Annotated in this window: 21 protein-coding genes; 10 read left to right on the top strand and 11 right to left on the bottom strand. The window is 71.3% G+C overall.

Annotation, left to right across the window (positions count from 1 at the left end):
* Window positions 1-13: 13 nt before the first annotated feature.
* Together ACFVXA_RS09605 and ACFVXA_RS09600 are read right to left on the bottom strand one after the other, a co-directional pair.
* Window positions 14-724, bottom strand: a complete 711-nt coding sequence (locus ACFVXA_RS09605) for a TetR/AcrR family transcriptional regulator C-terminal domain-containing protein (RefSeq protein ID WP_362017379.1) — start codon at window positions 722-724, stop codon at window positions 14-16.
* 306 nt (window positions 725-1,030) lie between these two features.
* On the bottom strand, window positions 1,031-1,507 hold the full coding sequence (locus ACFVXA_RS09600; RefSeq protein WP_390024521.1) for a hypothetical protein: 477 nt from the start codon (window positions 1,505-1,507) through the stop codon (window positions 1,031-1,033).
* On the opposite strand from ACFVXA_RS09600, the gene ACFVXA_RS09595 reads away from it, so the two are divergent.
* Window positions 1,490-2,632: a YhgE/Pip domain-containing protein gene (locus ACFVXA_RS09595; protein WP_390024519.1), complete on the top strand. Its 1,143-nt coding sequence runs from the start codon at window positions 1,490-1,492 to the stop codon at window positions 2,630-2,632. The genes ACFVXA_RS09600 and ACFVXA_RS09595 overlap by 18 nt on opposite strands.
* Before the next feature lie 78 nt (window positions 2,633-2,710).
* Here the strand turns inward: ACFVXA_RS09595 and ACFVXA_RS09590 are convergent, their stop codons facing one another.
* The 3 genes from ACFVXA_RS09590 to ACFVXA_RS09580 all read right to left on the bottom strand — a co-directional run bounded on the left by ACFVXA_RS09590 (window position 2,711) and on the right by ACFVXA_RS09580 (window position 6,245).
* Window positions 2,711-3,982: an MFS transporter gene (locus ACFVXA_RS09590; RefSeq protein WP_390024517.1), complete on the bottom strand. Its 1,272-nt coding sequence runs from the start codon at window positions 3,980-3,982 to the stop codon at window positions 2,711-2,713.
* Window positions 3,983-4,339: 357 nt separating this feature from the next.
* The gene (locus ACFVXA_RS09585) at window positions 4,340-5,209 is read right to left on the bottom strand and encodes a LysR family transcriptional regulator (RefSeq protein WP_383738233.1); all 870 of its coding nucleotides are present in this window, start codon (window positions 5,207-5,209) and stop codon (window positions 4,340-4,342) included.
* Between the two features lie 91 nt (window positions 5,210-5,300).
* Window positions 5,301-6,245, bottom strand: a complete 945-nt coding sequence (locus ACFVXA_RS09580) for a helix-turn-helix domain-containing protein (protein ID WP_362017385.1) — start codon at window positions 6,243-6,245, stop codon at window positions 5,301-5,303.
* Between the two features lie 256 nt (window positions 6,246-6,501).
* Between ACFVXA_RS09580 and ACFVXA_RS09575 the strand changes: the two genes are divergently transcribed.
* From ACFVXA_RS09575 to ACFVXA_RS09555, 5 genes are all read left to right on the top strand, one after another.
* Window positions 6,502-7,950: an ATP-binding protein gene (locus ACFVXA_RS09575; RefSeq protein ID WP_389744818.1), complete on the top strand. Its 1,449-nt coding sequence runs from the start codon at window positions 6,502-6,504 to the stop codon at window positions 7,948-7,950.
* Window positions 7,947-8,360 carry a roadblock/LC7 domain-containing protein gene (locus ACFVXA_RS09570; RefSeq protein ID WP_362017389.1) on the top strand — a complete coding sequence of 138 codons (414 nt, stop codon included), beginning with the start codon at window positions 7,947-7,949 and terminating at the stop codon, window positions 8,358-8,360. Before ACFVXA_RS09575 ends, ACFVXA_RS09570 begins: the two co-directional genes overlap by 4 nt.
* A complete protein-coding gene (locus tag ACFVXA_RS09565) occupies window positions 8,357-8,716 on the top strand; it encodes a DUF742 domain-containing protein (protein WP_362017391.1) in 360 nt (119 codons plus the stop codon). Before ACFVXA_RS09570 ends, ACFVXA_RS09565 begins: the two co-directional genes overlap by 4 nt.
* Window positions 8,694-9,311: an ATP/GTP-binding protein gene (locus ACFVXA_RS09560; RefSeq protein ID WP_362017393.1), complete on the top strand. Its 618-nt coding sequence runs from the start codon at window positions 8,694-8,696 to the stop codon at window positions 9,309-9,311. The genes ACFVXA_RS09565 and ACFVXA_RS09560 overlap by 23 nt, the downstream gene beginning before the upstream one ends.
* Window positions 9,312-9,454: 143 nt before the next feature.
* On the top strand, window positions 9,455-10,753 hold the full coding sequence (locus ACFVXA_RS09555) for a cytochrome P450 (protein WP_389744960.1): 1,299 nt from the start codon (window positions 9,455-9,457) through the stop codon (window positions 10,751-10,753).
* Window positions 10,754-10,808: 55 nt separating this feature from the next.
* Here the strand turns inward: ACFVXA_RS09555 and ACFVXA_RS09550 are convergent, their stop codons facing one another.
* The 3 genes from ACFVXA_RS09550 to ACFVXA_RS09540 all read right to left on the bottom strand — a co-directional run bounded on the left by ACFVXA_RS09550 (window position 10,809) and on the right by ACFVXA_RS09540 (window position 13,250).
* A complete protein-coding gene (locus tag ACFVXA_RS09550; RefSeq protein ID WP_362017395.1) occupies window positions 10,809-12,053 on the bottom strand; it encodes a cytochrome P450 in 1,245 nt (414 codons plus the stop codon).
* Window positions 12,054-12,177: 124 nt separating this feature from the next.
* Entirely contained in the window at window positions 12,178-12,591 is a 414-nt protein-coding gene (locus tag ACFVXA_RS09545) for a DUF6114 domain-containing protein (RefSeq protein WP_383901036.1), read from the bottom strand.
* Window positions 12,591-13,250: a DUF6230 family protein gene (locus ACFVXA_RS09540; protein ID WP_383738221.1), complete on the bottom strand. Its 660-nt coding sequence runs from the start codon at window positions 13,248-13,250 to the stop codon at window positions 12,591-12,593. The genes ACFVXA_RS09545 and ACFVXA_RS09540 overlap by 1 nt, the downstream gene beginning before the upstream one ends.
* 561 nt (window positions 13,251-13,811) lie before the next feature.
* On the opposite strand from ACFVXA_RS09540, the gene ACFVXA_RS09535 reads away from it, so the two are divergent.
* Complete coding sequence (locus ACFVXA_RS09535; RefSeq protein WP_390024515.1) at window positions 13,812-14,477, top strand: Tat pathway signal sequence domain protein; 666 nt, start codon at window positions 13,812-13,814, stop codon at window positions 14,475-14,477.
* Window positions 14,478-14,490: 13 nt separating this feature from the next.
* On the opposite strand, the gene ACFVXA_RS09530 is transcribed toward ACFVXA_RS09535, so the two are convergent.
* Entirely contained in the window at window positions 14,491-15,444 is a 954-nt protein-coding gene (locus ACFVXA_RS09530) for a lytic polysaccharide monooxygenase (protein WP_390024513.1), read from the bottom strand.
* A gap of 399 nt (window positions 15,445-15,843) precedes the next feature.
* On the opposite strand from ACFVXA_RS09530, the gene ACFVXA_RS09525 reads away from it, so the two are divergent.
* Window positions 15,844-17,640, top strand: a complete 1,797-nt coding sequence (locus ACFVXA_RS09525; protein WP_390024511.1) for a S8 family serine peptidase — start codon at window positions 15,844-15,846, stop codon at window positions 17,638-17,640.
* An 89-nt stretch (window positions 17,641-17,729) separates the two neighbouring features.
* Window positions 17,730-18,929 (top strand): damage-control phosphatase ARMT1 family protein, encoded by a 1,200-nt coding sequence (locus ACFVXA_RS09520; protein WP_390024509.1) that lies wholly within the window; start codon window positions 17,730-17,732, stop codon window positions 18,927-18,929.
* Window positions 18,930-18,942: 13 nt separating this feature from the next.
* On the opposite strand, the gene ACFVXA_RS09515 is transcribed toward ACFVXA_RS09520, so the two are convergent.
* Together ACFVXA_RS09515 and ACFVXA_RS09510 are read right to left on the bottom strand one after the other, a co-directional pair.
* Entirely contained in the window at window positions 18,943-20,211 is a 1,269-nt protein-coding gene (locus ACFVXA_RS09515; protein ID WP_390024507.1) for a cytochrome P450, read from the bottom strand.
* Window positions 20,208-21,023, bottom strand: coding sequence for an alpha/beta fold hydrolase (locus ACFVXA_RS09510; protein WP_390024505.1), 816 nt, complete (start codon window positions 21,021-21,023; stop codon window positions 20,208-20,210). Before ACFVXA_RS09510 ends, ACFVXA_RS09515 begins: the two co-directional genes overlap by 4 nt.
* A 231-nt stretch (window positions 21,024-21,254) precedes the next feature.
* On the opposite strand from ACFVXA_RS09510, the gene cyc2 reads away from it, so the two are divergent.
* Window positions 21,255-23,462, top strand: coding sequence for a germacradienol/geosmin synthase Cyc2 (cyc2, locus tag ACFVXA_RS09505; protein WP_389463457.1), 2,208 nt, complete (start codon window positions 21,255-21,257; stop codon window positions 23,460-23,462).
* Window positions 23,463-23,497: the final 35 nt, after the last annotated feature.

The raw sequence follows: 23,497 nt of genomic DNA, 5'->3' as shown, positions 1-23,497 counted from the left end.
GAAGAGCGCCGCTTTACGGCGCGGGCGAGGTCCGCGTCGCGGTGCGGGGGCCGCCGTCGTACGGCACTCCCATCCGGGCGGCGATCCCGGCGATCAGCAGCTCGATGCCGTACGCGTACTCGATGTCGTGGTCGCCGACGGCCAAGTACGGCGCGACGGTGGCCAGCAGGGGATCACCCGTCGCCGTGAGCTCCTCGATCCGCCGCGGGGCGTGGCTGGGGTCCCAGGTGCCCAGAGAGATCGAATGGCCCAGCTCCCGCATGATCGTGCCCACGATGTAGGCGGAGATGCTGCGCAGGGTGTGGACCAACTCCTCCGGAGGAAGGCCGAGTTCGTCGAAGCAGGTCAGCGCGGAGTGGATGGTCTCCAGCGCCTCCGGTGACTTCGAGGGACGGGTGAGCACCAGGGGGAAGGCCTTGGGGTGCCGGAGCGCGGCGGCACGGAAGGCGGCCGCGTGCGCGCGTACGCGGTCCTGCCACGTTCCGATGTCCGTCCCGGAGAAGTCGACCTCGGCGAGCAGTAGCTCGGCGACGCCGTCGAGCAGCGCGTCCCGGTTCGACACGTGGTTGTAGAGCGACATCGCCTCGACGTCGAGCTCGGTGGCCAGCCGCCGCAGGGAGAACGAGTCGATTCCCTCCCGCTCGATCATCGTCACCGCAGCGGCGATCACCTTGTCGCGCGTCAGGCCGAGCCGCCTGCCACGGCCGTTGCCTCGGGGTTTCATGCGCGGTCACGCTCCCTGTGCGGGGGCTGTGACGCCGACGAGCCCGGTGATCCCGCCGGACGTCTGACACCACTACAAGACAAGTCTAGCCTCCGAGGATCGAACACATGCTCTGTAAGTGTTCCGTCCGGGAGCCGGTCCGATGCCCGGGCCAGGCCCTTGGCCGCGGTGGGAACTCGGCGAGTCGTCGAACGCCTCACCGTCGTACGCCGCATCCTGACCTGGGCGGGTGGCGCCGGGGTCGCCGGGACCGCCGGGATCGCCGGTGCGGTCCGCCGCCTCCGCCGTCCCGGGCCGCCTGACAACTTACGGAGAACCATGGCCGCCGACAGCAGTGACCGTGAGGGCATCGACCGCGGCGACGGCGACCTTCACGACAGCCATGGGGCCGACGGCCACCGTGACATCGGCGACCGGGAAGGCCTTGACCGGGACGGCGGCGACCGTGAAGGCCGTGACCGAGACGGGAGCGAGCGTGAAGGCGGTGACCGGGACGGCGGCGACCGGGAAAGTCGTGACCGAGTCGGGAGCGAGCGTGAAGGCGGCGACCGGGAAGGCCGTGACCGGGAAGGCCGTGACCGGGAAGGCCGTGACCGAGACGGGAGCGATCGTGAAGGCCGTGACCGTGAAGGCGGTGACCGTGGCGACATCCCCTTCCAGGCACGTGCCGTCGTGCTTCTGCGGCGTCCGAAGCTGTGGCTGGTGCCCAGCGTCCTGACCGGGCTGCTCGCGCTGCTGCTGTCGCTGCTCTACATGGGCGGCATCGTGAACCCGAACAGGCAACTGCACGACCTGCCCATCGGCATCGTCGACGCGGACACCGGCCGGCCGCTGACCGGACAGCGGCAGAACGTGGGCACGCAGGTCACCGATGCCGTCTTCGCCAGGGACAGCTCGGGCACGGCCGACTGGCGGCGGCTCACCCGGGCCCAGGCCCAGGACCAGTTGTCCTCTGGAAAGATCTACGGCGCCCTGGTCATCCCCTCGGACTTCACCACCTCCCTCGCGGCGCTCACCACCGCGAACGCCACGGCGCGGCCGAGGATGACGGTGCTGACCAACCCCGGCACGGGCAGCCTCGGTTCCTCCCTGGCCGCCAGGATCACCACGGCGACCGCCCAGCAGGCCTCCCTGACCATCGGCGAGCAACTGACGGAGGCCCCCGCCGTCGCGCGGGCCGACTCGACCACGCGCCTGCTGCTGGCCGACCCGGTCCAGATCGTCACCGAGGTCGGCCACCCCATCGGCGCCCACAGCGGCCTGGGCCTGACCGCGTTCTACTACACCCTGCTGCTCGTGCTGTCCGGCTTCCTCGGCGCCAACCTCATCAGCAGCGGCGTGGACACCGCCCTCGGCTACGCGGACGGCGAGGTCGGTCCCTGGCACACCCGCCGTCCCACTGTGCCGATCAGCCGCACCCAGACACTGCTGCTGAAGATGCTCATGACCGCGGGAATCACCGTCCTCACGGTCTCCCTGATCATGCTGGCCACCATCGCGATCCTCCACATGGACGCCTCCCACCTGCCGCTGCTGTGGATCTACTCCTACTGCGCGAGCCTCGCGGTCGGCCTGACCGTCCAGGCCATCAACGCGGCGTTCGGCGGCATCGGGCAGCTCGTGTCCATGTTCCTGTTCATCGCGCTGGGCCTGCCGTCCTCGGGCGCCACGGTCCCGCTCCAGGCCGTCCCCGGCTTCTACCGCTTCCTGTCAGTCTTCGAGCCCATGCGCCAGCTCAGCGACGGGGTCCGCGCGATCCTCTACTTCGACGCGCGCATCGACGCCGGCCTCGACCGCGCCTGGATCATGATCGCCGTCGGAACCGCCGTCGCCCTGCTCTTCGGCTTCGCGATGACCCGCTACTACGACCGCAAGGGCCTGCACCGGCTGACCCCGCAGCCCGCCTGACGGTCGCTCGGACGGTCCACGGTCCACGGGCCAGGACCGGGACCGGGACGGGTCCTCGTCCCGGTCCCGGCTCGGGTCTCAGCGGGTGGCGGCGGTGCGGGACGCCGGGCGTTCCGTCAGCCAGTACAGGAGCGCCAGGACGGGCAGGGCCGTGCCGAAGGCGGCCACCGCCGGCCAGCCCGCCGCGTGGTAGGCGACGGAGGCGAGTTGGGAGCCGAGCGCGCCGCCGATGAAGAAGGTGGCGATGAAGGCGCTGTTGAGACGGGCGCGGGCGGCCGGGTCGAGCTGGTAGACGGTGTGCTGGCCGAGGATGAGGGAGGTCTGGACGCCCATGTCGAGCAGTACGGCGGCCAGCGCGAGCAGGGCGATGTGGTGCCCGCCGAGACCCGCGACGGCGAACGCCACGGCCACGACGACGAAGGCGACACCGGTCATCGGGCGGCCCAGCCCGCGGTCGGCCCACTGCCCGGCGAGCGGCGCCACGGCCGCGCCGGCCGCGCCGACCAGGGCGAAGAGTCCGACGCCGACGGGGGAGTAGTGGAAGTGGGGGCCCGTGAGGACGTACGAGATCGTGGTCCAGAACGCGCTGAACGCGCCGAACATCGCCGCCTGATAGAGGCCGCGGCGCACCAACGCGGGGTGCCTGCGGACCAGTTGGAGCGTGGAGCGCAGGACTTCGCCGTACGGGACGGTCGTGGTCGGCGTCTGGCGCGGCAGGGCCAGGTGCAGGGCCACGGCCAGCAGGGCCATCAGGGCGGCCGAACCGAGGTAGACCACCCGCCAGCCGGCCGCGTCGGAGACCAGGCTGCTGAGGGTGCGCGAGAGCAGGATGCCGGTGAGCAGCCCGCTCATCACCCGGCCGACGATACGGCCGCGGGCGTGGTCGGGCGCGAGGCTCGCGGCGAACGGGACGACGATCTGGGCGACGACCGACGTGGCTCCGGCGACCAGGGAAGCGGCCAGCAGCATAGGGAAGTTCGTCGCGAGGCCCGCCGCGGCGAGGGCGAGCGTGGTGACCGTCAGCAGGACGGTGATGAGGTTGCGCTTCTCGAGACGGTCGCCGAGCGGAACCAGGAACAGCATGCCGATGACGTATCCGACCTGCGTGAGGGTGATCAGCGCACCCGCGGTCGCCGTGCTGATGTGGAAGACGTCGCGCAGCGAGGACAGCAGGGGTTGCGCGTAGTAGAGGTTGGCGGCCGTCATACCGGAGGCGACGGCGAGCAGAGCGACCAGCCACCTCGGAACACCGTGCGCGGACGCGGACGCGGGGGTGGGGGTGGCGGACGGGCTCGGGGCCTGGGAACCCTGGAGACCGGGGGACGCCGGAGGTGCGGGGGTTGCGGGCACGGGAACCTTCTCGAGGGGGGAACCGGTGGTGGACGGTTCGACGGGAACGCTGCGCGGTGGTCGGGCGGCCTCCTTGCCGCTCGCATGCTCCGTACAGCGCCCGGCGGGCCCGCGGGCTTCCCTGGCGCCGGCGATGGATCGAGATAGCGGTTATCTCTGATCGAGATGAGGCCGACGCGCCCGCCGTGGCCCGGGACGGGGGCGGCGCCCTTCCAGGCCCGAGACGGGGCCGTGGCCCGAGACGGGGGCGGCGTGCTTCCGAGGCCCGAGACGGCCGACGCGCCCGCCGTGCCCCGAGACGGGGCGACGCACCCGCCGCGGCCCTGTCGGGACGGGGGCAGTGCGCCCTCCGCGGGCCTACGCCATGTGGCGCAGCAGCGCGGCGACCGACGGCGACGGCACCCCGCGCGGGCGTACGACCATGACCTTCCAGGACGGCGCGTGCCGGTCGAAGCGGTGTGTGGTGAGGTCCGGGAACCGGTCGGCGATCGAGGCGGGCATGACGCAGACGCCCAGGTCGTTGCGGACGAGTTCGGACGCGGCGACGATGTCGTTGACCTCGAAGGTCGTCTCGCGTTCCACGGCGGCGGCGCGGAACGCCCGGTCCACGGAGAGGCGGATCGCCCAGCCGGGCGTGAAGTCCACCAGGGGCAGCCGGGCGGCGTCGGCGAAGGTGATCGTGCCCTGCGGGCCGTTGCCGGGGAGGGCCCGCGCCGGTGCGGACACCAGCACCATCTCCTCGCGGGACAGCAGCCGCGTGACCAGGCCCCGCTGCTGCTGCCGGTCGAGCGCGACCACGGCCAGGTCCACCGTGCCCTCGCGCAGCGCCTGGCGGATGTCGGTCACGGCGGCCTGCCGCAGCCGGACCACCAGCCCCGGGTGCTCGGCCCGCAGCGCGGCCAGCGGACGATGCAGATCCGCCCAGACGCCCTGCATGGTGCCTACCGTGATCCGTCCCCGCAGCTGCCCCTGGGTCATGTCGACGGCCGCCCGTGCCTGCTCCGCGGCCCGCAGGGCCGCGCGCGCCGCGGGGACGAAGGCCTCGCCGGCCGGGGTCAGCGACACCCGGTGCGTGGTGCGGTCGAACAGCGGGGTGCCGAGCTCCCGCTCCAGCGCCCGCACCGTGCTCGACACGGCGGACTGGACCACGTGCAGCCGCTGTGCCGCCGCGGTGAACCCGCCCTCCTCGGCCACCGCGACGGCGACCTCCATCTGCCGCAGATCCATGTCCGCCCCCGCACCGCATCTCTGCCCGAGAACACCGTCTCCAGCAATGATCGCAGGTCGCGATGGTTCGAGACGCCCGGATCGTGAGGGCTCACAGCGGCCGCCGTCCCCCGTTCCGCATCTCCCGCGGGCTCACCCCGAACCGCTGCCGGAACGCCGTGCTCAGCGCGCTCGCCGAGGAGAAGCCCGAGGCGTAGGCGAGGTCGGTGATCGTCAGGTGTTCGCAGTCCCCGCACCGGAGGCGTTCGCGGACCAGGCGCAGGCGTTCCTCGCGGATCAGGTCACGCGGGGTGGTGCCGGCGCGTTGCAGGGCCAGCTGGATCTGGCGGAGCGACCAGCCGAGGGCACGGGCCATCGACGTACCGGTGAGGCCCGGATCGGCGGCGTGCTCGCGGACGTAGCGGCGGACCATGGTCTCGACGTCGGTGAGATGCCGGGATCCGTCCGGGCGGTCGTCCCCGGTGGCGAGCATGCACAGCAGCTCGACGAGGCGGTCGGAGACGGCGTTGAACTGCGGGTCTGTGAGGTGGTCGCGCTCGGTGTACAGGTCGTTCACCATGGAGCCGATCACCCGGCCGAGGCCTCTGCTCAGGTCCAGGCCGGTGGCCAGCGGAGACTTGCGGTTCAGCGGGCCGTCCACCTCGCGGGCCGGGATGGTGAGGATGAACCCCTGTGTGGAGGGGTTCTGGAGGCATTCGAAGGGGGCGCCGAAGGAGACGAGCGTGCCGGTCCCCGGCGTCAGCCGCGCCTCGTGGTCGTCCTGCCGCAGGACCATCTCTCCGCTGAGCGGGAGCAGCAGGCGGTAGTCCTCGTCGGGTTCCTCCCGGACCTGACCGGCGGTGCGGCTGTACTCGACCTCGTCCGAGTGGAACCTGACGAGCTGATACCTGTCGGTGCGCTGGCGGACCGTCTCGCCGCGGAAGTTGTCGGTGCGGGCGTACCGGTAGCCCATCCGGGACTGGTAGGACCCGATGTGCTCGCTCCAGAAGTCGGCCCGCTCGCGCGGATCCACCTCACCGGTCGACTGTGATTCCACGAGGTAGCTTCCCGCGGGCAAGGGCACCCTCAACTTCCGTACGGCTGGCCTCAGTTGCGCGAACAGGACCCAGTTACTCGCGGTCAGCCTAGTGCACACGGTCCGTGCGCATGACAGCAACTTCCTTGCGCGCCGGGGCAAGCGCGGGCGCCGACGCGCGGCTACCGTCGTGCGGCGCCCCAACTCGCGCCCCACCCCTCATTCTTCCCACTCTGATCCCTTCAATCTGCCTATGTGTTTGAGGACTTGAAGACTCATGACCGAACGGATACCGGAGGCGGCCTTCTGGTGCCTGGCCGTCGGGCTGCTCGCTGTCAGCGTCCTGCTGCTGCGCCAGCGCGGCATCACCGCGCGGCAGCGCAGACGGGCCGCTGAACTGGCGGACGGAGTACGGCTCCGGGACGAGGAGCTGCGCCATCTGGTCGCCGTCCGCCTCCCGGCCCTGGAGGACGCTCCGCCCCAGTCCCCTCCGGCCGTGGGCCTGCTCGACGCCCGGCTGGCCGACACGGATTTCGCGAAGTGCCTCGACAGCGTCCTCGAACGGTTCTCCGGAGCCGTGGAGCACGCGCAGTCCCGCGCCGACCAGTCCGCGAAGGCCGCCCTGAAGGCGTCCATGCGCTCCATCCAGGCCCTCGCCAATGAGCAGCAGGTGTCCATCTCGGAGATGCAGGACCGGCACGACCACCCCGACGTGCTGCGCGACCTGCTGGAAATCGACCACACCAACGCGCAGTTCGGGCGGCGCGCCCAGGCCATCGCCGTCCTGTGCGGCTCCTGGCCGGGACGGCAGCGTGCCACCTCCGCGCTGATCGAGGTCGTACGCGGCGCGACCTCCCGCATCCGCGACTACCGGCGCATCCGGATCAACGGACAGGTCGACATCGCCGTCGAGAGCCGCGCGGTCGAGCCGGTCGTCCTCGCGGTCGCCGAACTGCTGGACAACGCGGCCCGCCACTCGCAGCCCAACACGACCGTCGAGGTCAACGTCCAGTCCGTGCACAACGGCGCCTGCGTGATCATCGACGACGCGGGCGTCGGCATGGACGGGCAGGCGACGGAGCACGCCGCCGCGCTGCTCTCCGGCCGGGACGCGGTGGACGTCACCCGACTCGACGACCCGCCGCAGTTCGGCTTCGCCGTCATCGGCGTGCTCGCGGCGCGCTACGGCTTCAGCGTCTCCGTGGACACCCGCTCGCCGTACGGCGGTGTCCGCGCCGTGGTGTTCGTGCCGGCCGCCCTGCTCACCCATGTGGACGCGGAGGCCGGGTCGCAGGCGCCGCCGGCCTCTTCGCCGCCGTCCACGCCGTCCGCACCGACCGTCGCCGCGTCCACCGCTACGCCGTCCGCCACGACCGTCGCCGCGTCCACCGCCGCGGCGCCCGGCACGACACCGTCCCGTACGACCCGTCGTACCTCCCCTCGTACGACCGAACCCGCGGAGGCCACCACGGCCGGAGGACTGCCCAAACGGCGCCGCCGTGCGCCCCAGTCGGTGGCGACCGCCGAAGCGCCGGCCGCCGCCGCCCCGACCGCGGAGGCAGGCGGCCGCTCGGCCGAGGAGAACGCCCGGCGCATGGGCGCGTTCGCGCGCGGCACCCGCTTCGGCCGGGCCGCCCAGGACGCCCGCACAGCGGCCACCGCCTCCGACGCCTCCGATGCCGCCATCGAAGCCCCCCACGAGAACGAAGGGAACACACAGGGATGATCGCGCCCATGACCAACGAGCTGGGGTGGATGCTCGACGAGGTCCTGAAGGTGCCGGAGGCGCGGCACGCGATCCTGCTGTCCGCCGACGGCATGCTCCGGGCCCACTCCGCGGACATCGACCGGGACGACGCCGAGCGGCTGGCCGCGGGGCTGTCCGGGGTGCAGTCGATCAGCCGCAGCACGGCCGAGTTCTGCGGCAGTCCGCACACGCCGTGGCGGCAGACCCTCATCGAGTTCGCGCACGGGTACGTTTTCCTCGTCGCCGCGGGGGAGGGTGCCTATCTCGCGGTGTCCACCACCGAGAACGTGGACATGGAGGCGGTCACCTACCGCATGCACAAGCTGGTCGACCGGCTCGGCAAGGAGCTGACCAGCCCGGCCCGGCAGGACACCGGCAGTCCGGCATGACGCCCCGGCGCCGTCCCGGAGAGCGGCTGGTGCGGTCGTACGTCGTCACGGACGGCCGCTCCCACCCGTCCCGCAACACCCTCGACCTGGTCACGCTGCTGATCGCCGCCGACGATCTGCCGCTGACCGGCCTCAGCCCGGAGAAGCGCCGGCTGATGGAGCTGTGCCGGCCCGGAGCCCTGTCGGTCGCCGAGGTGGCCGGGCATCTGGAGCTGCCGGTCAGTGTCGCCAAGGTGCTGATCGCCGACCTGATGGACAGCGGTCACATCGTCACCCGCGCGCCGATCCCCTCCGCCCGCCCTTCCGACACCCGTATCCTCCAGGAGGTGCTCGATGGGCTCCGCGCCCGCCTCTGAAGCCATGTATCTGCGCGAAGGGGTGCAGACCGCGGTCAAGCTCCTGATCGTCGGCCACTTCGCGGTCGGCAAGACCACCTTCGTCGGCGCACTGTCCGAGATACGGCCGCTGCGCACCGAGGAGGTCATGACCCAGGCCGGCGCGCTCGTGGACGACTTGGCCGGTACGCAGGACAAGACGACGACCACGGTCGCCCTCGACTTCGGCCGCCTGACCCTCAACGACGCCTTGGTGCTGTACCTGTTCGGCACCCCGGGGCAGCAGCGCTTCACCGAGCTGTGGCAGGACATGACACGCGGCGCGCTCGGCGCGCTCGTCCTGGCCGACACCCGACGCCTCGACCAGTCCTTCGAAGTCATGGGCGTACTGGAGGAGTTGGGTCTTCCCTACGCCGTCGCCCTGAACGACTTCGACGACGCGCCCGAACACGGTCTGGACGAGGTGCGCGAGGCCCTCGACCTGCTGCCCGCGACCCCGCTGGTGCGCTGCGACGCCCGCGACCGGGTCTCCTCCACCGAGGCGCTGATCGCCCTCGTCGAATACCTGCTGACCCGCACCGGCGAGAGCCGCCCGGGCGAACTGGAGCACGCGTGAGCGCCGTACCACCCCGGTCCGTACCACCCGAGTCCGTGCCACCCGAGTCCGCGCCGCCCGGGTTTGTACCGCCCGAGTCCGTACCACTCCAGGCCGTACCGTCCCAGGCTGTCCCGCCACCGGGCTGCCCGTTCCACGAGCCGTTGCACGGGCCGGAGTTCGCGGCCGACCCGGCCGCCGTCTACCAGCGGCTGCGCCGGCTCGGCCCGACCGCACCCGTGGAACTGGCACCCGGAGTCCAGGCGCGCCTGGTCACCTCCTACGAAGCGGCCCTGCACGTGCTGCGCAGCCCGGAGACCTTCTCCAAGGATCCCCGCCGCTGGAAGGACCTGGCCGACGGCACCGTCCCGATGGACAGCCCGGTCGTGCCGATGATGATGTACCGGCCCAACGCGCTGTTCACGGACGGCGAGGAGCACCGCCGGCTGCGCGGGGCGATCACCGACAGCCTGGCCAGGGTGGAGCCGAACACGCTGCGCGGGTACGTGGAGCGCAGCGCCGACACACTCATCGACCGGTTCGCTCCGCTCGGCACGGCGGACCTGCTCGGCGAGTACGCGCAGGTCCTGCCGCTGCTCGTGTTCAACCACCTCTTCGGCTGTCCCGCCGACTACGGTGTCCGGCTCGTCGAGGGCATGTCCGGGATCTTCGACGGGGTGGACGCCGAGAAGGCGAACGCGCTGCTCACCACCACCCTGCTCGACCTGGTCACGCTGAAGCGGGCGAGCCCCGGGCAGGACATGACGTCCTGGCTGATGGCGCACCCCGCCGGACTCACCGACGAGGAGATGATCCACACCCTCGTCGTGCTGATGGGCGCCGGCACGGAACCGCAGCAGAACCTGATCGCGAACAGTCTGCGGCTGCTGCTGTCCGACGACCGCTTCGGCGGCGACCTGTCCGGCGGCAGCCTGCCGGTGGAGGACGCCCTCGACGAGGTGCTGTGGACCGACCCGCCGATGGCCAACTACGCCGTGCACTACCCGAAGCACGACGTCGTGTACGAGGGGACGCTGCTGCCCGCGGGTGATCCACTGGTGGTGAGTCTCGCCGCGGCGAACACCGACCCGTCCCTGACGTCCGATCAGCGGGCGGGAAACCGCGCCCACTTGGCGTGGAGCGCGGGCCCGCACAACTGTCCGGCGCAGAATCCGGCCCGGCTGATCGCGGCGGTCGCGGTCGAGAAGCTCCTGGACCGCCTCCCCGACGTGGAACTGACCGTGCCCGTCGAGGAGCTGGCCTGGCGGCCGGGACCGTTCCACCGCGCGCTCGCCGCGCTGCCCGTACGCTTCCCGCCCACCACGACGGCCGTACGACCGGACGGTGAGCGCCGGCCGTACGCCGGCGCCCTCCCCGCGCCGGTGGCGCAGCGGCCCGCCGAGGCACCAGGGCGCCCGAGGAGCGGCTGGGCCCGGCTGCTGGCGTGGTGGCGCGGGGAGTGATCACTTGCGCGAGGGGGTGATCACTCCCCGCGAGGAAGTGATCTCTTTCGCGGTGCTACGAGATCCGTACGGGAAGGGACCGGTGGCCGTTGGAGATGAAGGAGCCCACCGGCCGCAACTCCCCTGCGTCGACCGCCAGTCGGAGCTCGGGGAAGCGCTCGAAGAGGGCCGGGAGCGCGATACGGGTCTCCATGCGGCCCAGGGGTGCGCCGAGGCAGTGGTGCACCCCGTGGCCGAAGGCGAGGTGCTCCTTGTCGGCGCGGGTGACGTCGAAGCGGTCGGCGTCCTTCCCGTACCGCTCGGGGTCGCGTCCCGCGGCGGCGTACGCGGCGAGGATCGCGTCGCCCTTGCCGATCACCGTCCCGTCCGCGACGCCCAGTTCGGCGAGGTCGAGGTCCTCCACGGCGTACCGCAGCGGCAGGCTGGCGACCGGTGCGTCCACGCGCAGTGTCTCCTCGACCACGTCATCCCACGAGGCGTCGCCCGCGCGCACCGCGGCGAGCTGGTCCGGGTGGGTGAGCAGGGCGTGGACGGCGTTGTCGATGAGGTTGACCGTGGTCTCGTGCCCGGCGCTGATCATCAGCACCAGGGTGTCGAGGAGTTCCTGCTCGCTGAGCGGCGTACCGCCCTCCTCGTCGCGGGCCGCGATCAGTCCGCTGGTCAGGTCGTCACCCGGGGACTCCCGCTTGGCGGCGACGAGTTCGGCCAGAACGAGGTACAACCGCTCGTAGGCGGAGGTCATCTCGCCGGGGTCGGCGGAGGTGTCGAAGATGCGGTCCACCAGCCGCCGCAGCTCCGGCCCCCGCTCCTCGGGCAGGCCGAACAGCTCGCTGATCACCTGGATCGGCAGCGGATAGCAGAGTTCCTCGCGCAGATCGACGACCTGGGATCCCTGCCCCGCCTCCTCGATCCGGTCCAGGAGCTGCCGGGTGATCTCCTCGATACGCGGCCGGAGCGCGGCCGTCCGGCGCGCGGTGAACGCCTTGGAGACCAGCAGCCGCAGCCGTCTGTGTTCGCCGCCGTACGTGGTGAACATGTTCTGCACGGCGACCCAGGTGAACAGCGGCCAGTCCGGTGTGATCTCCCCGTTCGCGAGCCGGGGCCAGTGCTGCCGGGCGTCCTTGGACACCCGGGGATCGGTCAGCAGCCGCTTGAGCAGCTCCGGGCTGCTCACCGCCCAGGCCTCCACGCCACCGGGGAGCTCCACCAGGGTGGCGGGCCCCCTGGCGCGGATGCGGGCGGCTTCTCCGTGAATGTCGCGGCCGGACGCGTCTATCACTAAGGGGCTTGGGTTTCCCATCGGGAGCCTCCCTGGCACTCGAACGTCAATACGGCAGGTCACGCTACGCGGGGGCACGGCTGCGCAGCGAGACCGCCTCACGGCCGGTGCGTACGCGGGCAACTTCCGTGCGCGTACCGGCAAGTCACACGGGTGAGGTGGGACCGGTGCCGCGGGCGCGCAGCGGACGGCGGCGGGGTTCCTGGTCCGGGAGCCAGCCGAAGGTGAGGCAGCTGCCGACGGCTCCGAGGAGCAGGCCGATGAGGAAGCCGCCGAGGTTGGAGGTGAGCCAGGTGCCCAGGGAGAGGAGGATACCGACGAGGGAGTAGAAGAGGCGCTGGGTCGGGTTGAAGAGGATCAGCAGGCCGCAGAGCAGCATCAGGGTGGGGAGAAGGTAGCCCGCCAGGCCCTGCACGCCGATGTGCAGCACGACCTTCAGGGACGCCTTCTCGGTGACGAGGATCTCCGCCCCGGCCAGGGTGAGCAGCAGCCCGCCCCAGAAGGGGCGGTGCGCGCGCCACTGCCGGAAACCGGTCCGCAGGTTCCGGGAGGGTGCCATCAGCAACCCTGGTCGCTGAAGCGGAGTTTGAGGCCCGGTAGCTTGAACACGGCTGCCGTGGTCGCGTAGTTGGTCTGCCGCAGGTTGCCGATGTGCACGGTGTCGGCCTGCTGGCTGAACACGCCCTTGGGGCCCTGGACTCCGGCCTTGTCGAGCGTGCCGGCGTCGTTGCCGATCTCGATGTTGTCGAAGGACGCGTCGCCCGACAGCTCCGTGGAGTCGGTGGTGAGATGGCTCGCCTGCACCTTCTCCGATCCGCTGCCCGCCGTGATGAGCAGGTTCGTACCGCCGAGGTCGACGCTCTGGCACAGCTTGGTGAGCGTCGCGCTCCTGATCGCCGAGGTGACGATCAGGACCTGGCCGCCCGTGTCGCCGGCGTTCGGACTGCCCTCCGCCATGTTGTCGAGGCCGCCGAACTGCTCGAAGCCCGTGCCGTCGAGATCCGTGGCCGTGACCGTGAACGGCATTCCGGAGATGGCGAACTGGACGCCCAGGGCGCCCTGGGCGGTGAGGATCATCAGCCCCGCGGCGACCGCGGTCGCGGGCACCGCCATCACGGCGGCGCGGCGCAGGCGGACCCGCCCGCGTCTTGTGGAAGCGCTCTCCGGGTCTTCGGGGGTGGAACCGTTGGACGCCGTGGCGTCCGAGGTCGAGGCCATGTCTGCTCCCTGGGCATAGTCCATGCGGGTGGGGCTTCGGCGGCTCGTTGCCCTGGCGCGGACAGCGGCTGTGGCGCACGGCTCCTCACAACTCCCGGCGGGTGCAAGGGCTTTCTCGTTACGCCGCAGTAGCCGCCGAGGAAGTTACCCGGGGTTACATTCACGGGTCAAGGGACTTGTGAGAAGAGGGTGTCGGTTGTGTCGGAGCTGTGAGCGCGAGACCGCGCTGACCTTCAACTTCCCTTTCCTGCCTTGACGTTGACCCTTCACCGGGTCTACAACTCTCCCTTGTTTCGCAGGGATCCGTGGCGCCGGATCCACGGCGCGGCGCAAGGTCACCCTCCCGGCCCCCGCCTGTCGCGGGGCGAACGTGACGCATCCGGACGCGCGGCGCCATCCCTCACCAGCCACCCCCTCAGGGCATCCGGCACGGCCGCCTTCCCCCCTTGGCCGTGCCCGGTCGCCCGCCTGCCGCTGCCGGTCCGTCGCGTACGGAGAAGGCGTCATGGGCCGGCAGCGGCCCCAGGCCCCCGCACCCCCTTCGGAGAAGAGGCACCCCCCATGCGTACTCGATCCCTCCTTGCCCTCCTCGGCGTCGCCGCGGCGCTCTCGGTGTCCGCGACCGTCCCCGCCTCCGCGGCCGACACCCCGGTGCTCACCACCGGCGCCACCGGCGGGACCCCCGTCGCCACCGGTGACGTCCTGAGCGCCTCACTGGCGAGCGGCACCGCGGCCACGCTCTACTCCAGCAGCACCGGCACGAGCGGCGTCTCCTGCTCGGCGTCGACCTTCACGGCCACCGTCACCGACAACCCGGCGGCGCCCGGCACGGCGACCGAGTCGCTCACCGGGCACACCTTCGACAGCAGCACCTGCACCAGCAATGTCGTCGGGGTGCTCGGCGTCACCGGCATCACGGTCGACAACGTGCCGTACACCACCACGGTCGCCTCCGACGGCACCGTCACCGTCACTCCCGCCGCCGGCTCCACCATCCAGACCACGGTCAAACTGCGCACCCTGCTGGGCAGCATCACCTGCGTCTACCAGGCGGCCGGCCTCTCCGGCACGGCGAGCAACACGGACAACAGCATCGCCTTCACCAACCAGCAGTTCACCAAGACGTCCGGCTCGTCGCTGTGCTTCGGCAACGGCTACTTCACCGCCAAGTACGCGCCCGTCAGCGACACCAGCCAGTCGGGGAGTCCGTCGGTCCACGTCAACTGAGTCGACCGACGGCTCAGCGGCGGCGCCGGAGGGTGACGGCGACGCCCGCCGTGAGGAGGAGCGCCGCGGTCCCCCCGGCGATCAGGGGGAGCGCGGCGCTGCTGCCGCCCGACGTGCTGTCGGCGGCGGGCGCCAGGTGATCCGGCGCGGTCTCCTCGGCCGGTGACGTGGTCACCAGGCTCGGCGAGCCGGTCGTCGACGCCGGTGAAGCGGTGGTCCGCGAGGGAGTGGGCTCCTGCTTCGCCGGCGCCGTCGTCTTCTGGGCGCCCTGACCGCTCTGGCTGTTCTGGGCGTTCTGGGTGTTCGGGTCCGGGGCCGACGCCGCGCGCCCGCCCGAGAGCACCACGTCGGAGCACGAGTAGTACGTGTCCGTCGTGCTCGAGTTCTGCCAGATCGTGTAGAGCATCTGGCGGCCGGTCCGGTCGGACGGCAGCGTGGCCCTGATGTGGTACGCGCCGTTCACCAGAGCCGGGTCGGTCGCGGTCGCGAACGGCTTCTCCGGCAGATCGGACCACTTCAGCGGCCGGGTCGGGTCGTAACCCGGCTTGGTCAGATACAGCTTGAAGGTCCCCGTGTGCGGGATCGTCGAGCTGTACGTGAGGGTGAAGCGCGCGCCGGGAGTCAGCCGGGTCGACGGCCAGTCCGCGCGGGCGAGGTCGAGCCCCTTGTACGCGGACAGACCCCCGCTGCACAGCCGACCGTCGGGGATCACCTGGCGGTCCCTGCCGTTGACGCCGGCCACCCGAAGGTTGTCCCAGGCCGTGAAGGGCGCGCCGTTCGCCGCGATCGCCGCCTCGCAGGCCGCCGTACGCGTCAGGTTCCCGCCCTCGGGCGAGCAGGCCGCCACCCGGCTGACCGGATTCGTCGGCGCGCCGTGCGCCTGGGCGGGCACCGCGGGGTAGGTCGCGAGGAGCAGCGAGGCCGCCATGGCGACGGCGGCCGCGGTGGCGGTGCGGTAGGCGGTCATCCGGTGGGTCTCCTCGGTCTCGGCGAAGCGGGTGGGACACCGTGCGTGGCCTTGATTTGACGTACTCCTCGCCCGGGGCACCGTGAAGTACGGGGCCAGGGGGCCGTACGTTCAGCCACGCGATACGCGCGAAACGGGATGTTCGCCGCCAACTGCCCACAGGAGAGGGTCGGTTACCAGCCAGATCGAGGGTTTCCCCTGTATCCCTCTTACCTGCGCTTTGCCTATCGTTCGAGCACAGCCGACCCACAGGTAACCCCTCACCGGGTCGCACGCGCATGGCCGGCCACCGCGCCGCTTTCTGGTTCTGCACCCCCCGCCGCTTCGACGACGAAGCGAATCGACCGCTGCTCCGCGGGCGCACCGCGCTGCCCGGAGCCGGCCCCGAAAGGCAAGCCCTTGCGTCCCTCCCCCTCCCGCGACGCCGGCCGGAAGCTGCTGTCCGTCGCCGCGATATCCGCCGCTCTGCTGGCCGGAACGGCCACCACGGTGGCCGCCCGGACGTCCACCGAGAAGGCGGAGGTCACCCCCGCCGCGCAGGCCGCCGCCCCGGCCGAGCGCCTGATCGTCGGCTACAGGTCCGGCGCCGCCGAGGCCACGTCCGACAAGGCCGCCGACGCGGACGCCCGGGCCAAGGGCGAGAAGGCGGGCGAGGACCTCGACTTCCAGCGCCGCCTCGGCACCGGCGCGGCCCTGGTCGACCTCGGCGCCGAGCTGAAGAAGGCGGACGTCGCCGACGTCATCGCGCAGTACCAGGCCGACCCGCAGGTCGCCTACGTCGTACCGGACCGCCTCAACAAGCCGCAGGCGGACCCGAACGACACCGAGTACGCCAAGCAGTGGGACCTGTTCGAGTCCACGGCGGGCATGCGTGTGCCGGGCGCCTGGTCCACCTCGACCGGCAGCGGCGTGACGGTCGCCGTCATCGACACCGGTTACGTGGCGCACTCCGACGTCGCCGCGAACATCGTCGGCGGCTACGACTTCATCTCCGACACGGCCGTCTCGGTCGACGGCGACGGGCGCGACAGCAACCCGGCCGACCCGGGCGACTGGTACGCGACCGACGAGTGCGGCGCGGGCACCGGCTCCAGCGGCTCGTCCTGGCACGGCACGCACGTCGCGGGCACCATCGCCGCCGTCACGAACAACAACAAGGGTGTCGCGGGCATCGCGTACAACGCGAAGATCTCCCCGCTGCGTGTGCTCGGCAAGTGCGGCGGCTACGACTCCGACATCATCGACGCGATCACCTGGGCCTCCGGCGGCAGCGTCTCCGGCGTGCCGGCCAACACCAACGTCGCCAAGGTCATCAACATGAGCCTCGGCGGCTCGGGTGCCTGCACCTCCGCCACCCAGAGCGCCATCAACGCCGCCGTGAACCGCGGCACGACGGTCGTCGTCGCCGCGGGCAACGACAACGACAACGCCTCCAAGTACTCCCCGGCGAGCTGCAGCAACGTCATCACCGTCGCCGCGACCGGGCGCACCGGCTCCCGGGCCTCGTACTCCAACTACGGTTCGATCGTCGACATCGCGGCCCCCGGCGGCGAGATGAGCACGGGCACCGCCAACGGCATCCTGTCCACGCTCAACTCCGGTACGAAGACGCCCTCCACGGAGTCGTACGCGTACTACCAGGGCACCAGCATGGCCACCCCGCACATCGTCGGCCTGGTGGCGCTGATGAAGTCGGCGAACCCGTCGCTGACCCCCGCGCAGATCGAGTTGGCCATCAAGGCCAACGCCCGTGCCCTGCCCGGCACGTGCTCGGGCGGCTGCGGCGCCGGACTCGCCGACGCGACGAAGACCGTCCAGGCGGTCGCGTCGAGCGGCGGCTCGACCGGCGGCACCACCTTCTCCAACACCACCGCCCTCGCGATCCCGGACGCCGGCTCCGCCGTCGAGTCGCCGATCGCCGTCAGCGGCCGCGGCGGCAACGCGCCCTCCGCCCTCCAGGTCGGCGTGGACATCACCCACACCTACCGCGGTGACCTCGTCATCGACCTGGTCGCCCCGGACGGTTCGACCTACCGTCTGAAGTCCTCCAGCACCTCGGACTCCGCGGACAACGTCAGCGCCACCTACACGGTCGACGCCTCCAGCGAGACGGCGAACGGCACCTGGAAGCTCCGCGTCCAGGACGTCGCAGCACAGGACACGGGCACGCTCAACAGCTGGAAGCTGACCTTCTAGCGGACCGGTTGGGCTTTACGGGGGGAGGGGCCGGCCGGCGCGGATACGTGCGGGCCGGCCCCTTCGGCACGGCCGGTACGGTGAGCGGCATGCCCGAGCACGCCGAATCCCCCGATTCCCCCCACTCCCCAGGTCCCGCCGACGCGCCCGTGATCCTCAGCAACACGGTGGGCTCGTTCCCCTGGAGCGTGCTCGCCGAGCGGCACCCGGCGCTCATCCGGAAGGTACGGGACGCCTTTCCGTACGGCCCCGAACAGACCCGCGCGCTCGACGAACTGCTCCGCAACAGCACCGAGGGTGTCATCGAGCCGCTCGGCGCGCGGGCGGCGGACCGTGGGCAGTGGGACGTGTGGGGGCGTGACCACTTCGGCAGGTCCTGGTTCGACGTGCCGTTCCTGTGGTCCGAGAGCTACTTCTACCGCCAACTCCTGGAGTCCGTTGGCTACTTCGCGCCGGGACCCTGGAAGGGCATCGACCCCTCCCGCCCCTTCAAACTCGCCGAACTCGACACCGCGGAGGCCGACGAGGAGCTCGGGGCCCTGGACGAACTCGCGCGGCAGCCGGTCGAGGACCAGGAGCGGGCGCTGCTGCACGGCTCGCTGTGGGGCAACCGGGCGGACCTCGGCTTCCGCCTGGCCGCGGCCGAGGGCGAAGAAGCGGTCGACAGCCAACTCGTCGCGAACGACAGCGAGTTGCTGCAATCCCTCTTCGCCGGCGGCACCCTCTGTCTGGTCGCGGACAACGCGGGCCGGGAACTCATCCCCGACCTGCTCCTCATCGACCACCTCATCCTCCACCAGCGCGTCGAGCGGGCCGTCCTGCACGTCAAGCCGTACCCGTACTACGTTTCCGACGCCACGACGGCCGACGTGATCGACGCACTGCGCCGTCTCACCGCGGCGAAGGGGGCGGCGGCCGAGTCGGGCCACCGGCTCTGGTCGGCCATGGCCGATGGCCGGCTCTCGCTGCGGGCCCACCCCTTCTCCTGCGCCCCGCTGCCGTACGCCGACATGCCCGACGACCTCCGCGAGGAGTTCGCCGCGGCCGACGTGACCGTCATGAAGGGCGACCTGAACTACCGCCGCCTCATCGGCGACCGACTCCGCCCCGCCACCACCCCCTTCGCGACCCCCACCGCGTACTTCCCCGGACCGGTGGCCGCGCTGCGCACCCTCAAGTCCGACGTGATCGTCGGTCTCGCTCCCGACATCGAGGCCGCACTCGTCGCCGCCGAGCAACAGCGCTGGCGCACCAGCGGGACACACGCCCTGATCCAGGTGCGGGCCTAGGTGTTTCCATCGCTCAAGTCACCTGCAGCGGAAGTGACTTGAGCCCATTGATGAAGTTCGAGACGAGACGGCGGGGAGGTCCGGCGGTCCGCAGGGAGGGCAGGGCCCGCAGGGTCTCCTCGTAGAGCACACGGAGCTGCAGACGGGCGAAGTGGGCGCCGAGGCAGACGTGCGGGCCGTCCCCGAAGGAGACATGGGGGTTCGGGGCACGGGTGAGATCGAGGCGATGCGGGTTGCTGAAGACGCGCTCGTCGTGGTTGGCCGAGGCATGGAAGACGACCACCTTGTCGCCCGCGCGGATGCGCTGCCCGGCCAGCTCCGTGTCGCAGGCCGCCGTGCGGCGGAAGGTGAGGACGGGCGGCTGCCGTCGCAGCAACTCATCCACAGCCGTGCCGAGCTGGACATGGCCCTTGCGCAGTGCGTCGTACGCGTGCGGGTGCTGCGCCAGCTCCAGCAGGCCTCCGGGAGCCGCACCGCGCACGGTGTCGTTGCCCGCGACGGTGAGCAGGAAGAAGAACATCTCCAGCTCGGCGGGGGCGAGTTCGGGGTCGACGGCGAGGGTGGTCAGCACGTCGTCATCGGGGTGACGTCTCTTGTGCGCGGCCAACTGCCGTGCGTACGCGAACATGTCCCGCAGCATGGCCGGAGAGCGCGGATTGACCGGTTTTCCGGTGGCGTCGAGCGTCGGCGTGCCCGCTTCGTCGGGGTCCTGGTAGCCGATGACGCGCCGCGTCCAGCGCAGCAGCAGCCCGCGGTCGCGCTCCGGCACGCCGAGCAGGTCCGCGAGGTTGAGCAGGGCGTAGTCGTCGGTGACGGTGGCGACGAGGTCGCAGGTGCCGTCACCGGCGCGGGCTCCGGCGAGCGCCTGCCCGAGCAGCGTACGGGCCCGTTCGCGGGCGACCGACTCGAAGTGCTCGACGCGCCGGGGCGTGAACGCCCGGCTGACCAGACGCCTCAACCGGCCGTGCTCCGGCGGATCCTGATTGAGCATCATGCGACGGATGAACGGCAGGTCGGACGGGTCCGGATCGCGAATCTGGGTCGCTCCGAGGTACGAGGAGTACGTCGCCGAGTCCTTCAGCACCCGGACCACGTCCGCGTGCCGGGTCACCGCCCAGAACCCGGGACCCGCCGGCCAGCCGAGCACCTCGGGCTCCCGCTGCCAGGCGACGGGGTGATGGTCGCGCAGGACGCGGTACGCGGCGTGCGGGACCCCGTCGGCGTACCGCCGGGGATCGAAGACGTCCGGCACGGGCGGCGCGGTCTCGCGCGCGACGCTCACACGCGCTCGCCCTCGTCCGTGCGCCCGGCCGCCGGCGCGCCCGCGTCGTCCGTGCGCAGGAAGTCCTCCACGACTCGGATCACCTCCAACGGGGTCTCGTCCATCGCGTAGTGGCCCGCTCCGAGCAGCTCGTGCGCGTCGCCGCGGGGGAACCAGCTCAGCCAGGTCTCCCGCATCAGACCCGCCGAGAGAGCGGGATCCAAGGCTCCCGTCACGGCCAGCGCGGGCACCCTCGACCCCTCCACCTCGGCATGGAAGTCCTCCCCGGCCCAGGAGTCCAGCCACGCGCGGAACGCCTTCGCGTCGCTGAGCGCGAGCGAGCGGGCCACCATCCGGTCGAGCCATGCGGCGGGGCGGCGGCCACCGGTCGTGAAGTCGATGATGGCGCGCCGGTTCTCCGGCTTGTGCGCGGCGTCGGCGAAGAGTTCCCACTGGTCCGCGGGCATCGCCAGCCCCGAAGCGGGCACCGGGGAGATCCCGACCACCCGGCGCACCCGGTCCGGGGCGAGGGCGAGGAGGCGCTGCGCGACGGCACCGCCCATCGAGTGACCGACCACCGAGAACCGCTCCCAGTCGAGCCGGTCCGCCAGTTCGACGAGATCGGCGGCGGCCTCGGCGGTCGTGAACGCGCCGGCCGCGTCCCGGGCTTCTCCGTAGCCGCGCAGATCGACCAGCGCGTACTGGAACGCGGAGCGGTCGAGGTCGGGCAGCACCGCCGCGTACGCGGACCGGTCGGCGAACCAACCGTGCACGGCGAACACCTTGTGGGCGCCGTCGCCGTGCACTTCATGGGGGAGCACGAAGGAGGTCATACGACCACGGTGACCGGCCGGCTCCGGGACGGCAAGGGGCGTGTCCACGCCGGAGGGGCCGAACAGGCCGACCGCCGATCCGTGTTCGTCGTCGTCGCACCCGTTGATCGGCAGGACGTCCGTTGCCTGTGCACCGTGCCGTCACGCATCGAAAACGTCCGGATTCACGCGATGGTGTGATCATGTCCAGGCAGGCGGATGTCGCCGGAAGGGCATGGGTAGGGCCCGGCCATGACGCAGCCGTTCGAACTCCCGCACTTCTACATGCCGTATCCCGCGCGGCTGAACCCGCACCTCGACGAGGCGCGGGTCCACTCGGTCGAGTGGGCACGCGGAATGGGCATGCTGGAGGGCTCCGGCATCTGGGAACAGTCCGACCTCGACGCGCACGACTACGGCCTGCTGTGCGCGTACACGCACCCCGACTGCGACGGGCCCGCGCTCTCCCTCATCACCGACTGGTACGTGTGGGTGTTCTTCTTCGACGACCACTTCCTGGAGACCTTCAAACGCAGCCAGGACCGCGACGGCGGCAAGGCGTACCTCGACCGGCTGCCCCTCTTCATGCCGCTGGACCTCTCGACTCCCGTACCGGAGCCGGAGAATCCGGTCGAGGCGGGCCTCGCCGACCTGTGGGCGCGCACGGTGCCGTCGATGTCCCTGGAGTGGCGCGAGCGATTCGCCGTCTCCACCGAGCATCTGCTGAACGAGTCCCTGTGGGAGCTCTCCAACATCAACGAAGGACGGATCGCCAACCCCGTCGAGTACATCGAGATGCGCCGCAAGGTGGGCGGCGCCCCCTGGTCGGCGGGGCTCGTCGAGTACGCGACGGCCGAAGTCCCCGTCTCTGTCGCCGAGTCCAGGCCCCTGCGCGTGCTGATGGAGACCTTCTCCGACGGTGTGCACCTGCGCAACGACCTCTTCTCCTACCAGCGGGAGGTCGAGGAGGAGGGCGAGCTCAGCAACGGCATCCTCGTCCTGGAGACGTTCTTCGGCTGCACCACCCAGGAGGCCGCCGAGGCCGTCAACGACATCCTCACCTCGCGGCTCCACCAGTTCGAGCACACCGCGCTCGCCGAAGTGCCCGCGCTGGCGGCCGAGAAGGGGCTCACCCCGGACGAGGTCGCGGCGGTCGCCGCGTACACACAAGGTCTGCAGGACTGGCAGTCGGGCGGCCACGAGTGGCACATGCGCTCCAGCCGCTACATGAACGAGGGGGCGCTGGAGGCGGAGCGGCCCTTCGGCATCGGCGGGTTCGGCACGTCCGCCGTGGACGTCGGCGCCCTGCTCTCCGCGGCCGGAGCTGAGCGGCTGCGCTCCTACACCCATGTCCCCTTCCGCAAGGTCGGACCGTCCCGACTCCCCGACTTCTACATGCCGTTCGAGGTGACACTCAGCCCGCACCTGCCAGGCGCACGCGAGCGCCTCACCGGCTGGATGCACGCCATGGGCATGCTCGCGGAGGGCGTCTGGGACGAAGACAAACTCGCCGCCTACGACCTGCCGCTCTGCGCGGCCGGCATCCACCCGGACGCGACGCCGGAAGCCCTCGACGTCAGTTCCCAGTGGCTGGCCTGGGGAACCTACGGCGACGACTACTACCCGCTCGTCTTCGGCAACCGCCGCGACCTGGCTGCCGCCAAGCAGACCACCGCGCGCCTGTCGGCCTGCATGCCCGTCGACGGCGAGGAGGTCCCCGTCCCGGTCAACGGCATGGAGCGCGGCCTCATCGAGCTCTGGCAGCGCACCGCCGCGGAGATGACGCCGGACGAGCGCCGTCAGTTCCGGGCCGCGGTCGACGTGATGACGGAGAGCTGGCTGTGGGAGCTGTCCAACCAGATCCAGCACCGTATCCCCGACCCGGTCGACTACCTGGAGATGCGCCGCGCCACGTTCGGCTCCGAACTCACCATGAGCCTGTGCCGCCTCGGTCACGGCCGGAAGGTTCCGCCGGAGGTCTACCGCAGCGGCCCCGTCCGGTCGCTGGAGAACGCCGCCATGGACTACGCGATGCTCATGAACGACGTCTTCTCGTACCAGAAGGAGATCGAGTACGAGGGCGAGATCCACAACGGCATCCTCGTCGTCCAGAACTTCTTCGGCTGCGACTACCCGACCGCGCTCGGCATCATCCACGACCTGATGACCCAGCGCATGCAGCAGTTCCAACACGTCGCCACCCATGAACTCCCCATCCTGTACGAGGATTTCAAGCTCTCGGAGGAGGTGCGCGAGATCATGCGGGGCTACGTGGCGGAGCTGCAGAACTGGACGGCCGGGATCCTGAAGTGGCACCAGGACTGCCACCGCTACGGCGCGGCCGACCTGGCCCGGCGCGCCCACGGCTTCGTTCCGGACCAGGCGCCCACGCTGCCGTTCGCCTGGCCCGGCACCTCGGTGTCGCCTGCCGTCCCATCGGCCTTTCCGGCCCCCGTCTGACAGGTCCTCCGAGGCGGCCCGGCGCGACCGGGTGC

The organism is Streptomyces sp. NPDC058246 (assembly GCF_042881985.1).
In the GTDB taxonomy this organism is placed as follows: Bacteria; Actinomycetota; Actinomycetes; order Streptomycetales; family Streptomycetaceae; genus Streptomyces.
This window is presented reverse-complemented; position numbering and strand designations above follow the sequence as displayed.

Bases quoted from the DNA above. Each gene is read 5' to 3' on its own strand.
- ACFVXA_RS09565 (WP_362017391.1), top strand. From the start codon at position 8,357: ATGACGCCCCGGCGCCGTCCCGGAGAGCGGCTGGTGCGGTCGTACGTC.
- ACFVXA_RS09540 (WP_383738221.1), bottom strand. From the start codon at position 13,250: ATGGCCTCGACCTCGGACGCCACGGCGTCCAACGGTTCCACCCCCGAA.
- ACFVXA_RS09530 (WP_390024513.1), bottom strand. From the start codon at position 15,444: ATGACCGCCTACCGCACCGCCACCGCGGCCGCCGTCGCCATGGCGGCC.
- ACFVXA_RS09585 (WP_383738233.1), bottom strand. From the start codon at position 5,209: ATGGATCTGCGGCAGATGGAGGTCGCCGTCGCGGTGGCCGAGGAGGGC.
- cyc2 (WP_389463457.1), top strand. From the start codon at position 21,255: ATGACGCAGCCGTTCGAACTCCCGCACTTCTACATGCCGTATCCCGCG.
- ACFVXA_RS09520 (WP_390024509.1), top strand. From the start codon at position 17,730: ATGCCCGAGCACGCCGAATCCCCCGATTCCCCCCACTCCCCAGGTCCC.
- ACFVXA_RS09535 (WP_390024515.1), top strand. From the start codon at position 13,812: ATGCGTACTCGATCCCTCCTTGCCCTCCTCGGCGTCGCCGCGGCGCTC.
- ACFVXA_RS09560 (WP_362017393.1), top strand. From the start codon at position 8,694: ATGGGCTCCGCGCCCGCCTCTGAAGCCATGTATCTGCGCGAAGGGGTG.
- ACFVXA_RS09510 (WP_390024505.1), bottom strand. From the start codon at position 21,023: ATGACCTCCTTCGTGCTCCCCCATGAAGTGCACGGCGACGGCGCCCAC.
- ACFVXA_RS09550 (WP_362017395.1), bottom strand. From the start codon at position 12,053: ATGGGAAACCCAAGCCCCTTAGTGATAGACGCGTCCGGCCGCGACATT.
- ACFVXA_RS09605 (WP_362017379.1), bottom strand. From the start codon at position 724: ATGAAACCCCGAGGCAACGGCCGTGGCAGGCGGCTCGGCCTGACGCGC.
- ACFVXA_RS09545 (WP_383901036.1), bottom strand. From the start codon at position 12,591: ATGGCACCCTCCCGGAACCTGCGGACCGGTTTCCGGCAGTGGCGCGCG.
- ACFVXA_RS09575 (WP_389744818.1), top strand. From the start codon at position 6,502: ATGACCGAACGGATACCGGAGGCGGCCTTCTGGTGCCTGGCCGTCGGG.
- ACFVXA_RS09570 (WP_362017389.1), top strand. From the start codon at position 7,947: ATGATCGCGCCCATGACCAACGAGCTGGGGTGGATGCTCGACGAGGTC.